Raw genomic sequence first — 12,818 nt, forward strand, 5'->3', positions numbered from 1 at the left:
GGGGCTTCTCCGAGGGGTGGGCGGACGGGGAGGGGGACGGGGAGGGCGGGGGCCGTCAGTCGAAGAGGTCGGGGTCGGAGGCGGTGATCTGGTCCCACAGCGGGCGGGCCTGGAACCAGCCGGCCAGCGGGGTCCCGACCTGGCCCCGGGTGATCAGCGCGGTCTCCCGGTCGATCGGCTTGGGGGTGCCGGCCGCCATCGCGAGCAGCTGCGCCTGGCAGGAGCGCTCCATGGTGACGAACCACCAGACCGCCTCGGCCACGGACTGGCCGACGGTCAACAGGCCGTGGTTCTGCAGGATGACGGCCTTGTGACTGCCGAGCGCGGCGGCAACCCTCTTGCCCTCCTCGGTGTCGGTCACGACGCCCCGGTAGTCGCTGTACAGGCCGTGGTCCTCGAAGAAGGCGCAGGCGTCCTGGGTCAGCGGGGCGAGCGGGATGCCGAGGCTGGAGAAGGCCTTGCCGTGGAGCGAGTGCGAGTGGGCGGCGGCGACCGCGTCGGGGCGGGCGGCGTGCACCTGGGAGTGGATGGCGAAGGCGGCCCGGTTCACCGGGCGGGTGCCGTGCAGCAGGGTGCCCTCGTGGTCGACCAGGATCAGGTCGGAGGCCTTGATCTGGCTGAAGCTCATGCCGAACGGGTTCACCCAGAACCGGTCCGGATGCTCCGGGTCGCGGACGGTGATGTGCCCGGCGACGCCCTCCGAGAAGCCGAACCGCCCGAACAGGCGGAAGCCCGCGGCGAGTTGCTCCTTGCGGTACCGGCGCTCCTCCTCCACCGAGTCGAACACCGGCGGCAGCGGCAGGGTGACCCCTTCGGGGGCGGGGCCCACGACGCCGATCGCCGCGTACGGGTCGGCGGGCTGCTGCGGTACGGGCATGGCGGCTCCTCGGGGTGCGGTCGGTCCGGTCAGGGACGAGGTGTCACGCCGGATTTCCGGCGGACGTACGGAAGCGGTGGAGCAGTTCGCGGGCGGGCGGGCTGTCGGCGTCGAAGGCCTGCATGCCGTGGAGGTCGAACGGCACCCCGGGGCCGGCGAGCCAGACGCCGTGGCAGCTGAAGCAGAAGGAGACCTCGAAGAGGAGCCCGCCGGGGCCGTGCGCCCGGATCCCGTACCCGGGCGCGAAACAGCGGCGCAGTTCGCCCTCCGGCAGCTCGCCCATCAGGTCGAGGGCCTGCCGGAGGTGCTCGGAATCCCAGACGGTGAGGACCTCGCCGGTGACGGAGTCCGAGCCGTAGGCCCTCGCCGGATCCGCGATCCGGACCACTTCGATCAGCAGGGTCTGCGAGGCGACGTCGGGGAGCAGCATGCGAACAGGATCACAGAGCGGGACTGTTCCCGGGAAGGTGTCGTCACTCCAGCCGGTGGCGGACGTCGCGGTTGCGCTTGTACTCGCGCATGAGCGCGAGGAGGTTGATCAGAGTGCTGGCCGGAACGTTGCCGATGTCGACCAGGCGGCGGCCGTGGAGGTTGATGTCACCGGGGATGGCGGACGGCCAGAGGAGGCCGAACTCACGGCCCTCGGTGCGGAGTTCCACGATGAGTTCGGTGACCTGGCGCGAGGTGAGGTGGAGCAGGGCCGGGTCGGCGGGGTGGATCGGGTGATGGGCGCTCACGCGGCACCGTCCTGCCGCAGCTCAAACCAGACGGTTTTGCCGAGATGCTGCGGGTCGACACCCCAGCGGTGGGTGAGGCCGGCGACGAGCTGGAGGCCCCGGCCGGTCTCGGAGAGGAGGGCGTGGGGGCCCAGGTTCGGGAGGAGTGGACTGCGGTCGGAGACGGCGACGCGGAGGGTGTCGACGCGGTGGTCGATGAGGATGACCGGGGAGGTCGTCTCACCGTGGCGCCACGCGTTGACGATGAGTTCGACCATGGCGAGCTCGGCGTCCGCGATGAGGGAGGGCGGCCAGCCGGCGCTGGCCATGCCGTCGCGGAGGGCGTCGCGGGAGAGGGTGAGGGAGGGGGAGTTGATGTTGCGCACAGTGTCTCCCGATGGGGGAAAGGGTGAGACCGGCGGATGCGTCGCCGTGAACGAACCCACTGGACATGGGTGTTCTTCGGTGCCCGAGCGGCGTTACTGACGATCCGTTCGGTGATCGGTGCATCACAGACTGTAGGGCAAGATGTGGGACATGTGCCATACGGTTGGGAACATGTCCCTAAAAAGAGTGGCTGGACTCGCACCACCGCTGCGTTAGATGCTTGGCCCCATGCCCCACACTCCGAGCGCTCGCAAGCAGCGAATCGGTATCGAGCTACGGAAGATGCGCGATGCCGCCGGTAGAACCACCGCTGAGGCCGCCGCCGTCCTTGGGTTGAATCGCACGAAGATCACGCTCATCGAACAGGGGATGTACGCCGTCACTCCCGATCGGGTGATCGCCCTTGCGTCCGAGTACGAGGAAGGCGACTCCGACTACGTCGACGCGCTTGCCGCGATGGCCGGAGACAAGTCCAAAGGCTGGTGGGAGGACCACCGTGGACTCGTCTCCACCGGCCTGCTTGACATCTCAGAGGTCGAACATCACGCACACGGCCTCGCGACCTATCAGATCTGCCACGTGCCTGGCTTGATGCAGACCGAGGACACGGCCCGGGAGATATTCCGCGAGGTCTATCCGCCATTGCGGCCGCTGAACATCGAGGCGCGAGTGGAGAACCGCATGGGCAGGGCGCAGCTCCTCACCCGCGCCAACCCCATGCCCTACGAGGCGATCGTCCACGAGGCCGCGCTCCGAATGATGTTCGGCGGGGCAGCCGTAGCCCGCGCCCAGCTCGACCACCTACTGACGCTGTCAGAACTCCCCAACGTGACGCTGCGAGTGGTGGAGTTCCGGGCCGGCGGCTTCAAGGGGGCGGGGCAGGCGGTCATGTACGCACGAGGTCCGATCTCCCGCTTGGACACCGTGCAGCTCGACTCCATCGGCACACCGGCATTCCTGACCGATGTGAACCAGCTCAAGAACTATCAGGACGTCATTGCGGCAATGAGAGACCGAGCGCTTGGCCCTGACGAGTCACGCGACCTCATCTCCCGCATAGCGAAGACCCTGTGAGAGGAATCATCGTGGATGAACTCACCTGGCGAAGGCCTACCGCGTGCGGAGACGGGAACAACTGCCCTGAAGTAGCTGTCACATCCGACGCCGTCTACGTCCGCAGCAGCCTCCTGCCCGACGCCATCGCCCAGCTCACCCCCGACGAATGGCGCGACCTCGTCTCCGCCATCCGCAGCGGCGAGTTCGACCTGTAGCACCCGGACTACGAGGGAGTTCGATGAAGGACCTCGCCTGGAAACGGCCCATGGCTTGCCCCGATGGCGCAAGCTGCCCAGAGGTAGCCGTAGCCCCCGACGCCGTCTACGTCCGCAGCAGCCTCGCGCCTGACGCCGTCGCCCAGCTCACCCCCGACGAATGGCACGACCTCGTCTCCGCCATCCGCGCGGGCGAGTTCGACCTGTAGCGCTCGGACTACGGAGGCAGTTCGATGAAGAACCTCATCTGGACTCGACCCAACGCGTGCTCCAATGCGGGCAACTGCCCAGAGGTAGCAATCACCACCGACGCCGTCTATGTCCGCAGCAGCTTCCTGCCCGACGCCATCGCCCAGCTCACCCCCACCGAGTGGCGCGACCTCGTCTCCGCCATCCGCGCGGGCGAGTTCGACGTCTGACGCCTCCCCCGCCGCACCGGCCGGCCCGCTCCACCCTCCGGCCGGTGCCCCGGCCGCCCCGATTCGGCGCACGGGCACTGAGCTGCTAATATTCCCTTCAGCGCGAGGGACATGAGCTCTCGTCAGGCGTCAGCGGTGCTACCAGAGCACGTCCTACTTTCAGTAGGAAGAGTCCGTGCAACCCGGGCCTGGCGCTCCATCACCGGAAGGGTCCGGCACCACACAGGTGCCGGACCCTTTCGCGTTCCCCCCGGCACTTAATCACTCGGCATCCTCTCCCCCGACTGACATCGTGGCGGGCATGGACCAGACGAAGCCACCCGTTCCCGACCTGCACAGCAGCATCGAACAGAACCTCGCCGAGCACGCCTGCCACCTGCACCGCCGCCTGGAGCACGCGACCGTCACCGAGACCGCCGACCTCCTCATCGCCGACAGCGGGCTCGACGACGACACCTTCAACATCGTTGCGGCGGCACGCTTCACCGCCGACACCGCTCCCTCCCGGATCGCGGAGACCGTCCGGACGCTCACCGGGACCGGCCGCCCCTTCTCCTGGTGGGTCGGCCCCGCCACCACTCCCTCAGATCTCCCCACTCTCCTCTCCACCGCCGGCCTCCAGGCCTCCGAGACCGAGACCGGGATGTGCCTGGACCTGCACACCGCCCCGCCGGAGCCGTCCGCCGACGACCTGGACATCCGCCTCGCGACAACTCCCGAACAACTCGCCGACTACGCGACGATCGTGGCCGCGAACTGGGACCCGCCGGCCGCCACGGTCCGCCGCTTCTACGCCGACGCGACCGAGAACGCCCTCTCCCCCGACTGCCCCGCCCGCTACCTCGTCGGGTACGTGGCCGGGCGGCCGGTCTGCTCGGCCGAGGTCTTCCTCTTCGCCGGGGTCGCCGGGATCTACAACATCGCCACCCTCGCCTCCGAGCGCCGGCGCGGCTACGGCGGAGCCATCACCCTGGCCACCCTGCGCACGGCCTACGACGCGGGCTACCGCACCGCCGTCCTCCAGGCCTCCTCCGACGGTGAGCCCGTCTACCGCCGCCTCGGATTCCAGCCCTGCGGCCTGTTCACCGAGTACGCCGTCGCCCCCTGAACCCCGAACCCCCGGCCTCGTGGCAACGCGATTCGGCACACCGGCGCTGAACTGCTAATATTCCTGATGTCGCGAGGAACATGATTCCTCGTCAGGCGTCAGCGGTACTACCAGAGTACGTCCTACTTTCAGTAGGAAGAGTCCGTGCAACCCGGGCCTGGCGCTCCACAGTCGGAAGGGTCCGGCACCACACAGGTGCCGGACCCTTTCGCGTTCGCGGGGCGAACCCTGGCGGACGGCGCGCACCCGGTCGGGATCCAGGTGCAGCTCGTACGGGGTACTGCAATCGCTGACCAGCGTGGCCACTTCCGCACCGCGGGGGCACAGCCGGTTCATGCCGCTCCGACCTGTGGTGCCGCAGCACCCCGCGTGCCCCCACCCCGGGGATGCGGCTGGAGTTCCGCCGCATCCCCGGGGTGGAGGACGACCGTGTCGCGGGGCCCCGCGACACCAGGAACCCGGAGCCGTCCGGGTCCACGACGGCGGGCCCGCCCAGGAAGACCGCCAGGCACTCCCTGGAGGGAACGAGCGGGGCGCCCCACGGCTCGGGCTCCACGGCGAAGAAGCCGAGCAGCACGGTGGACGTGGCCTACCGGGACCCGTCGGCCTTGCTGCTGCCCTAGCCCATCGGCCGCTCCGGGACCCCGGGGAGCCCGGTCAGCTCCCCGGTGGTCGGACGGTCGCAGGCCACGCACACGAATACGGTCAGCTGATGGTGATGGCACCCGGCCGGCGCCCGGCCAACCGGGTTCGGGCCGACAGCCTCCGACATGCGCACGCCCCACTGGAGTTCGGCAAGGCCCTGGTACCGGGGACGCGATTCGGCGCACCGGCGTTGAGCTGCTAATATTCCTGATGTCGCGAGGGACATGAGTCCTCGTCAGGCGTCAGCGGTGCTACCAGAGCACGTCCTACTTTCAGTAGGAAGAGTCCGTGCAACCCGGGCCTGGCGCTCCACAGTCGAAAGGGTCCGGCACCACACAGGTGCCGGACCCTTCCGCGTTCCCCCCGGCACTTGATCACTCGGCGCCCAGTCGCCCGCCGAAGCCTCAGTACGTGAACTGGATCTGTCGGCCGTCCACGGCGTGGTTCCTGATGTTCGGCGCCGGACCGCCGGCCGGCTTCACGGCGAGGGACACGTTGTAGGTCGTACCGCGGACCAGGGACTGGTTGACGGGCGTCTCCTTGCGCACCTCGGCGGAGGACTCCAGGGGGACGCCGGTCCACGACACGGCCTGGCCGTTCGCCGGGTACACGGCCGCGGTGCCGCTGCCGTCCTTGAGCCACAGGTACACGTCCGCGGACGTCGCCGGGTCCGCCTTGGCGTAGGCCACCATGTAGACGGTGTTCCCGGCCCGCCGGAAGCAGACCCTGATCGTGCTCCCTGCGGCGTCACCGGGCGACTCCGCAGCGCACTGCTCCCCCGCCACCGCGGCCGGCGGCGGCTCCGGGTGCTGCGCGGACGGTGTCGAACCGGCGCTGCCCGTACTGGTCGCGTACTTGACCGCGAGCGACCCCCCGCCCAGGACGATGGCCACCGCGGCACCGAGGGACGCCACGATCCGGACCGTCCCATGGGCCCGGGGCGAATCCGGTGCCGAAACACGGCCCCGGACTCCTTCGGCGTTCTTCTCGACCTCCAACATGACCGGCTGGACGGGGCCCTGGCCTGCGGAGTTCTCCGCCCCCCGCGTCCTCCGGGGCCGACGCCGGCCTGCCGCCGGGCCCGCCCCTGAACCGTTCCTCTGCTCTTCCATCCACACTCCGTCCGCGTCGGCGAGAGTGGGCAAGAGTGTGGCAGATCGCCCGGCCCTCCTTCACCGCCGCGATCCGGTTCACTCCGGTCGGGCCGCCATCAGGAACACATCGACGACCCGGCCGGAGGGAGGCGGATCCGGCGGGAACCCTCAGACCATCGGTCGGTCAGTTCGGGGACACCACGTCCCAGAGCTGACGCGGGCTGTTGTCGCGGAGCGCCTTCACCACGGGGCTGTCGTTGCCCTGTGCCGCGATGACGTAGTCCTCGTCCGTGGCCTCGGCGATGACGTACTTGTCGCCCGCCCGGTCGAGCTGCCAGTGCTGGGTCGGGACGTCGACGTTGCACGGAACGAGCGGGACCTCCGAACCGGGCTTCATGATCGCCTGGAGGCACTTGTCCGGCTTCGCCTTGGCCTCGACCAGGTACCCGTTGGAGGTCGGGCGGAGGACCCAGTTCTGCCACTCCGTGCCGTTGGCCTGCCAGGTGATGGCGACGGGCCCGTGCTTGGCCGAGTCCAGGAAGCCGTTCACGGCCTCGTTGAAGAAGCGCACTTCCTGGCCCGGGCCCCGCACTCCGCCCGCCTTGACGGGCTCCGCCGCGCCCACCGAGCCGGCGACGGCCAGGGCGGCGGCCGTGACGACGGCCGCCTTCTTGATGCTGAACAAGGATCTCTCCTTCTGCGAGGGTGATTCCTCGAATCGCGTGACCGCACTTCCGGTCACGAACGCGAGGGAACCACCCGCACCGGGCCCCCGCAACGCCGAGTAACCCGGGTGGAGTCAGCGTACGAATCGCATTGCCCCGTCTGCCGCAGCGCGGGGCCGCGCCCGGGCTCCCCCTCCCCCCGGCGCAGTCCCTCGGCCGAGCCTGGACGCCGCGCTCGCGGCACCGGGGCCGGGGCCGGTGATTCCCCATCGCCCCATTACACCAATCGTATTGGCGCATCATCAGAAAAAGGCCTGATCTCATCCTCTGCGAATTCCCGGAACGGAAGCCGGTTTTCCGCCACCGAGGGCCGGGGTAGGGCCGAGACGTTCGCATCCCGACCGTTTCATCATCACGGCGGGCGCGAAATCCTTGATGCTTTCTTATCGGAAGGACACCCTCATGCACAGGACCCTCCGCAACGCCCTCGCCACCGTCATCGTGACGGGTGCGCTCACGACCGCCGCCGCCCCCGCCGCCCTGGCCGCCGAGCAGACGCCGCCGACCGCGGGGGTGCAGGCAGAGCTCCGCAACCCGAAGACGATCAAGGTGGCCGACTACAACCAGGCCCGCGGCACCCTGATCAACGCCGGCAGCAAGACGGCCGCCAAGTCCCACCCGGCGCACGGCACGAAGGACGTCCCGGTCTCCCACGGCGTCAGCCTGCTGGCGGAGGCCCGCGACGAGTTCCGCGCCGCCGACAAGAACCTGCCGGCGAGCCAGAAGAGGTCCGACATGTCGATCCCGCACTACAACGCCATCCACAACGCGGCCAACACGATGCACATCGACACGTGGTGACACCGCCCCGCTGAGCCCGAACGCCCCGGCCCTCCCCCGGACTTCGGAGGAGGGCCGGGCCGGCCTCAGCCCTCCGGGGGCTTGGGCTCCTCCCGGGGCGCGCTCAGGCTGCCGTCCGGGTGGACGTCGAAGACCGTGAGCTTCTTGCGGCCGGTGATGGTGATCCGGTCCGGGCCGGACCAGTCGGCGCGCACGAAGTCGCCGCCCCGGGTGTCCCAGATCCCCATGCTCCAGTGGCGGGCCGACCAGCCGCTGCCGGCCACCAGCTCCACCCGGTAGACCGGGTCGATCGAGGCCACGTTGGTCATGGTCAGCACCCGGTCCGGGTGGCCCGGGGCGGCCGTCCGCGCGGTCCGCCCCTCGCCGCTCACGAGCGCAAGGAACGCGATCAGCGGCCCACCGAAGACCAGCGCCACCATGGCGACGGCGCAGCCGATCTGCGACACCCAGGTCCGGAACTCCATCCCGATGTACAACGCGACGGCGGTCAGCACGACCGCCGTCCCGACCAGCAGGACCGGGTGGTCGAGCCAGCGCTCGACCACCACGAGCCCTCCCGACCGGGACTCGTACCGACCCACCGCGTAGGCCAGCAGCGCCAGGAGCGCCGCCCCTCCGAGCCCCCACACGATCCTTCTGCGGCGTACCGCTGTCACCTTCGCCCCCCGGCGGTTCTTGACCGAACGTTGGCGCGGACCCTACTACAGGCCCGCTACCGCGGCCGGGGCGTGGACGACGGGCCGCCCAATGTCCCGTCCTCGCCCACGGTGAACACCTGGACCTCCTTCTCCGAGGTCACCGTGATCCGGTCCGGGCCCGACCACTCGGCCCTGAGCAGGCGTTCGCCCGGCCCCCTGGCACCGAGGGACCAGTGGCGCGCCGACCAGCCGCTGCCGGTCAGCAGCTCCACCCGGCGGTCCGGCTCGAACGAGTCGGCGGCATCGGTGAAGACGAGCACCCGGTCCGGGTGGCCCGGGGCGGCCTCCCGCGCGGTCCGCCCCCCGGAGTCCCCGGCCGCGAGCGTCGACAGCGCGAGCGGCACCCCGAGCAGGACCAGCGCCACCAGGCCGCCGGCCAGGCCGATCTGCGACTCCGGCGTACGGAAGTCCAGCTCGACGATCAGCGAGACCAGCACCAGCACGACCGTCGCCCCGCCCAGCAGGACCGGGTGGTCGAGCCAGCGTTCGAGCTCCACCAGCCCTCCCGAACGGGAGGCGTGCCGGCCCACCAGGTAGGCCGACAGCGCCACGAGCGCCACGCCTCTGAGCCCCCACGCGATCCCTCTGCGGCGTACCGCTGTCACCTTCGCCCCCCGGCGGTTCTTGACCGAACTTTGGCGCGGACCCTACTACAGGCCCCCTACCGCGGCCGGGGCGTGGACGACGGGCCGGCCGGCGTCCCGTCCTCGCCCACGGTGAAGACCTCGATCTCCTTCTCCAAGGTCACCGTGATCCGGCCCGGACCGGACCACTCGGCCCTGACGAAGCCGTCCTCCTCCTCCCAGGTGCCGAGGCCCCAGTGACGGGCCGACCAGCCGCTGCCGGCCACCAGCTCCACCCGGTAGACCGGATCGATCGAGAAGGCGACGTCGGTGACGCTCAGCACGTGGTCGGAGCGGCTCGGGTCGGGCTTGCGGTCGACCAGCCGGCCGTCGCCGCCGAAGACGTACGCCAGGCCGCCGACCGCCGCCCCGATGACGAGCAGCGGCGACAGGACGGCCGCGAAACCGATCTGCGCCCACCTGGTGCGGAACTCGACCTGGGCCACCGCCGAGGCCATGGCCAGGGTGACGGCCGTGCCGAGCAGCAGCACCGGGTGGTTCAGCCAGCGCTCGACCTCGACCAGCCCGCCCTGGCGGGAGGAGAAGTAGCCCGGCAGGTACACCAGGAAGGCCGCCAGCGCCGCGCCACGGAGCCACCAGACGACCTGCCCGCGGCGCGTCACCGTCATTTGCTCCCCCCGGAGTTGCCCTTTGCCGGGACTTTACTACGGGGGTGCCGGGCGGCCCGGACGGCGGGTGCTCCGCTGTCCGGGCCGCCCGGCCTGGTCACTGCGTACTGGTCACCCGGCGCTGGTCACTCGGCCCTGGTCACTCGGCGCACCGGCGATACCCCCGTCACCGCCGGTAGAAGACGCTCCGCGACCAGAAGTAACCGACCAGCGTCAGCGCGGTGCACCAGGCGAGGGCGATCCAGGCGCTGCTGCCGATCCCGGTGCCCAGCAGCAGCCCGCGCAGGGTCTCGATCATGGGCGTGAAGGGCTGGTACTCGGCGAACCAGTGCAGCGCCGTGGGCATGGAGTCCGTCGGCACGATGGCGCTGCCGATGAAGGGCAGGAACTGCAGCGGCATCGGCATGTTGCTGGCGCTCTCGACCGTCTTGGCCACCAGGCCGATGCCGGCCGATATCCAGGTCAGGGCGATGGTGAGGAAGAGCAGCAGCCCTGCCGCGGCCAGCCACTCCACCGGTCCGGCGTTGGGCCGGAAGCCCATCGCGAGGGCCGTGCCGACCACCAGCACCAGCCCGATCATGGTCTGGATGACGCTGCCGACCACGTGCCCCGCCAGGAAGGCGGAGCGCGATATCGCCATCGTGCGGAAGCGGTTGACGATGCCCTCGGTCATGTCGGTGCAGATGCCGATCGCGGTGACCAGCGCCCCGGACGTGGCCGCCATCAGCACGATGCCGGGCGTGACGTAGTCGATGTAGTGGCCGCCCCCGATGCCGGCGCCCAGCGTGCTGCCGTAGGCGTAGTTGAAGAGCAGCAGCATCATGACCGGCGTCACCACGACCGCGAAGGTCAGGGACGGGTACCGCAGCGCGTGCTTGAGGTTGCGGCGCAGCATGGTCAGCGAGTCGCCGAGCGCGTGGCCGGCGGTACTGGTGGCCATACGCGTGGCCGTGTGCGTGGCCGTGCTCATCGCGAGCCCTCCCCGGTCAGTTGCAGGAACACGTCGTCCAGGTCGGCCGTCTCCACGACCAGCGACTCGGCCTGCACGGACGCGTTGTCGAGGGCGTCCAGCACGGCCTTCACCGTGAGGACGGAGTTGTCCCCCGGGATCTCCAGCCGCAGCGCCTCGGTGTCGGCCGTGGCGTACGGGAACAGGACGGCGGCGGCGGCCAGCGAGCCGGCGTCGGCGAACCGGAGCCGGATCCGCCCGCCGGGGGCGTACCGCTTCAGCTCCTCGGCCGTGCCCTCGGCGACGATCCGGCCGCCGTCCAGGACGGCTATCCGGTCGGCGAGTTGGTCGGCCTCCTCCAGGTACTGGGTGGTGAGGAAGATCGTCACCCCGTGGTCGGCGACCAGGCTCCGGATGATCTCCCACATGGTGCGCCGGCTGCGCGGGTCCAGCCCGGTGGTCGGCTCGTCCAGGAAGATCACCCTCGGGTCCCCGACCAGGGTCATCGCGAGGTCGAGCTTGCGCCGCATGCCGCCGGAGAAGGTGGCGACGGCCTCGCGGGACGCCTCGGTGAGGTCGAAGCGCCGCATCAGCTCCTCGGCCCGCCTCCGCCCCTCCCGACGGCGGAGGTGGTTGAGGTCGGCCATCAGCAGCAGGTTCTCCTCGGCGGTGAGCAGGTTGTCCACCGCGGAGAACTGGCCCGTCACCCCGATCGCCCTCCGCACCCCGTCGGCCTCGCGTTCCACGTCGTGCCCGGCCACCCGGGCCGAGCCGCCGTCGGCGGGGATCAGGGTGGAGAGGATCTGCACGGTGGTGGTCTTGCCGGCGCCGTTGGGCCCGAGCAGGGCGAACACGCTGCCCGCCGGGATCTCCAGGTCGATGCCCCGCAGGACCGCCTTGTCCCCGTAGGACTTGGTGAGCCCCGTCGCCGAGACCGCCGGGAGCGAACGGACCGCCGCGTCCGCCGGGGCCGCCGCGTTCGCCGCCATCACGCCCGCCGGACGATGACGTTGCCGACCTGGGTGCGGCCGCGGACCTCGACCGTCTCCACGGCGTCGCCCGGGCCCTTGGTGGGGCCGAGGTCGTTGCGGACGCCGCCGACCTTGCTGTGCACGTCGAGCCAGGCCGCCGTGCCCTCCGCGATGCCGACCTCCACGTCCCCCACGCTGGTCTGCAGGGTGACCTGGCCGCGGACCACCCGGCCGACCCGGATGTGGCCGTGCGCCGACTTGGCGGTCACGTTCCCCTCCGCCTGACCGACGTGGATCCGGCCGTTGGAGGCGTTGGCGTGCAGCTCGCCGCGGACCTCGTCGATCTCGGTGTCGCCGCTGCTGTTCTTGACCGTCAGCCGGCCGCCGACGGAGCCGATCTCGATCCGGCCCGCTCCGGAGACCTCGGCGTCCCAGGCCGTCCCGCCGAGCCGGATGTCCCCGAAGCCGCTGTCGAGCCGGGCGCTGTCGGCGTGCTCGACCTGGATCCGGCCGAGCGAGGTCTTCAGCCGGCAGGCGCCGAGCGCCCCCTCGGTGACGAACTCGGCCATCGGGGACTCGCTGTGGACCTCGGAGCCGACCGGCAGCTCGACCAGGATCTCGACCGCGCCCTTCTTGCCGCTGAAGACGGAGCGCTGCTTGGGGGCCTTGATGCCGAGCCGGCCACCCGAGAAGTCGACCTGGGTCTGCTCGGCGGCCTTGACGTCCGCCTCCTTGGCCGGGTTGGCGGGCCGGACCTCGACCACGGCGTCGGTGCGCTTGCTCGCCTTGATCCAGACCGAGCCGATGTCGAACTCGAGGATGGCGGAGATCGGTCCGTCGGTCTCGTACGTAGGCATGGCTGTCCCGTCCTCTTGACTCGTGTGGGTGTCCCCGCTGGTCGGAGC

Annotated in this window: 18 protein-coding genes; 6 read left to right on the forward strand and 12 right to left on the reverse strand. The window is 70.5% G+C overall.

Going from position 1 to position 12,818, the window contains the following annotated elements; translation table 11 throughout:
• Positions 1 to 55 precede the first annotated feature (55 nt).
• Genes ACFCY1_RS14385 through ACFCY1_RS14400 form a run of 4 tightly spaced genes read right to left on the reverse strand, consistent with a single transcriptional unit; the run spans position 56 to position 1,979 of the window.
• Positions 56 to 877: a class II aldolase/adducin family protein gene (locus ACFCY1_RS14385; protein WP_375874743.1), complete on the reverse strand. Its 822-nt coding sequence runs from the start codon at positions 875 to 877 to the stop codon at positions 56 to 58.
• A gap of 43 nt (positions 878 to 920) precedes the next feature.
• Entirely contained in the window at positions 921 to 1,307 is a 387-nt protein-coding gene (locus tag ACFCY1_RS14390) for a hypothetical protein (RefSeq protein WP_375874744.1), read from the reverse strand.
• Between the two features lie 43 nt (positions 1,308 to 1,350).
• The gene (locus tag ACFCY1_RS14395) at positions 1,351 to 1,614 is read right to left on the reverse strand and encodes a hypothetical protein (protein ID WP_074005068.1); all 264 of its coding nucleotides are present in this window, start codon (positions 1,612 to 1,614) and stop codon (positions 1,351 to 1,353) included.
• Positions 1,611 to 1,979, reverse strand: a complete 369-nt coding sequence (locus ACFCY1_RS14400; RefSeq protein WP_079272654.1) for an ATP-binding protein — start codon at positions 1,977 to 1,979, stop codon at positions 1,611 to 1,613. Before ACFCY1_RS14400 ends, ACFCY1_RS14395 begins: the two co-directional genes overlap by 4 nt.
• Positions 1,980 to 2,208: 229 nt before the next feature.
• On the opposite strand from ACFCY1_RS14400, the gene ACFCY1_RS14405 reads away from it, so the two are divergent.
• The 5 genes from ACFCY1_RS14405 (at position 2,209) to ACFCY1_RS14425 (ending at position 4,778) form a co-directional block, all read left to right on the forward strand.
• Positions 2,209 to 3,054 (forward strand): helix-turn-helix domain-containing protein, encoded by an 846-nt coding sequence (locus ACFCY1_RS14405; RefSeq protein WP_375874745.1) that lies wholly within the window; start codon positions 2,209 to 2,211, stop codon positions 3,052 to 3,054.
• An 11-nt stretch (positions 3,055 to 3,065) separates the two neighbouring features.
• Positions 3,066 to 3,251 carry a DUF397 domain-containing protein gene (locus ACFCY1_RS14410; RefSeq protein ID WP_375874746.1) on the forward strand — a complete coding sequence of 62 codons (186 nt, stop codon included), beginning with the start codon at positions 3,066 to 3,068 and terminating at the stop codon, positions 3,249 to 3,251.
• A gap of 23 nt (positions 3,252 to 3,274) precedes the next feature.
• Positions 3,275 to 3,460, forward strand: coding sequence for a DUF397 domain-containing protein (locus ACFCY1_RS14415; protein WP_375874747.1), 186 nt, complete (start codon positions 3,275 to 3,277; stop codon positions 3,458 to 3,460).
• Between the two features lie 24 nt (positions 3,461 to 3,484).
• A complete protein-coding gene (locus ACFCY1_RS14420; RefSeq protein WP_375874748.1) occupies positions 3,485 to 3,670 on the forward strand; it encodes a DUF397 domain-containing protein in 186 nt (61 codons plus the stop codon).
• Positions 3,671 to 4,013: 343 nt separating this feature from the next.
• Positions 4,014 to 4,778 carry a GNAT family N-acetyltransferase gene (locus tag ACFCY1_RS14425; protein WP_375874791.1) on the forward strand — a complete coding sequence of 255 codons (765 nt, stop codon included), beginning with the start codon at positions 4,014 to 4,016 and terminating at the stop codon, positions 4,776 to 4,778.
• A gap of 1,049 nt (positions 4,779 to 5,827) precedes the next feature.
• Here the strand turns inward: ACFCY1_RS14425 and ACFCY1_RS14430 are convergent.
• Complete coding sequence (locus ACFCY1_RS14430; RefSeq protein WP_074005063.1) at positions 5,828 to 6,337, reverse strand: hypothetical protein; 510 nt, start codon at positions 6,335 to 6,337, stop codon at positions 5,828 to 5,830.
• A gap of 364 nt (positions 6,338 to 6,701) precedes the next feature.
• Positions 6,702 to 7,202: a ricin-type beta-trefoil lectin domain protein gene (locus ACFCY1_RS14435; protein WP_074005062.1), complete on the reverse strand. Its 501-nt coding sequence runs from the start codon at positions 7,200 to 7,202 to the stop codon at positions 6,702 to 6,704.
• A gap of 442 nt (positions 7,203 to 7,644) precedes the next feature.
• Here ACFCY1_RS14435 and ACFCY1_RS14440 point away from each other — a divergent pair, with 442 nt between their 5' ends.
• Positions 7,645 to 8,043: a hypothetical protein gene (locus tag ACFCY1_RS14440; protein WP_198959475.1), complete on the forward strand. Its 399-nt coding sequence runs from the start codon at positions 7,645 to 7,647 to the stop codon at positions 8,041 to 8,043.
• Positions 8,044 to 8,108: 65 nt separating this feature from the next.
• On the opposite strand, the gene ACFCY1_RS14445 is transcribed toward ACFCY1_RS14440, so the two are convergent.
• The 6 genes from ACFCY1_RS14445 to ACFCY1_RS14470 all read right to left on the reverse strand — a co-directional run bounded on the left by ACFCY1_RS14445 (position 8,109) and on the right by ACFCY1_RS14470 (position 12,770).
• A complete protein-coding gene (locus ACFCY1_RS14445; RefSeq protein ID WP_049650297.1) occupies positions 8,109 to 8,672 on the reverse strand; it encodes a hypothetical protein in 564 nt (187 codons plus the stop codon).
• Between the two features lie 83 nt (positions 8,673 to 8,755).
• On the reverse strand, positions 8,756 to 9,301 hold the full coding sequence (locus ACFCY1_RS14450; RefSeq protein ID WP_375874749.1) for a hypothetical protein: 546 nt from the start codon (positions 9,299 to 9,301) through the stop codon (positions 8,756 to 8,758).
• 101 nt (positions 9,302 to 9,402) lie between these two features.
• On the reverse strand, positions 9,403 to 9,993 hold the full coding sequence (locus ACFCY1_RS14455; RefSeq protein WP_074005059.1) for a hypothetical protein: 591 nt from the start codon (positions 9,991 to 9,993) through the stop codon (positions 9,403 to 9,405).
• Between the two features lie 166 nt (positions 9,994 to 10,159).
• On the reverse strand, positions 10,160 to 10,933 hold the full coding sequence (locus ACFCY1_RS14460; RefSeq protein ID WP_375874750.1) for an ABC transporter permease: 774 nt from the start codon (positions 10,931 to 10,933) through the stop codon (positions 10,160 to 10,162).
• A gap of 26 nt (positions 10,934 to 10,959) precedes the next feature.
• Positions 10,960 to 11,931 carry an ATP-binding cassette domain-containing protein gene (locus tag ACFCY1_RS14465; RefSeq protein WP_375874792.1) on the reverse strand — a complete coding sequence of 324 codons (972 nt, stop codon included), beginning with the start codon at positions 11,929 to 11,931 and terminating at the stop codon, positions 10,960 to 10,962.
• A complete protein-coding gene (locus tag ACFCY1_RS14470; protein WP_049650301.1) occupies positions 11,931 to 12,770 on the reverse strand; it encodes a DUF4097 family beta strand repeat-containing protein in 840 nt (279 codons plus the stop codon). The genes ACFCY1_RS14465 and ACFCY1_RS14470 overlap by 1 nt, the downstream gene beginning before the upstream one ends.
• Between the last annotated feature and the right edge of the window lie 48 nt (positions 12,771 to 12,818).

The organism is Kitasatospora sp. NPDC056273, assembly GCF_042268845.1.
Taxonomy (GTDB): Bacteria; Actinomycetota; Actinomycetes; order Streptomycetales; family Streptomycetaceae; genus Kitasatospora.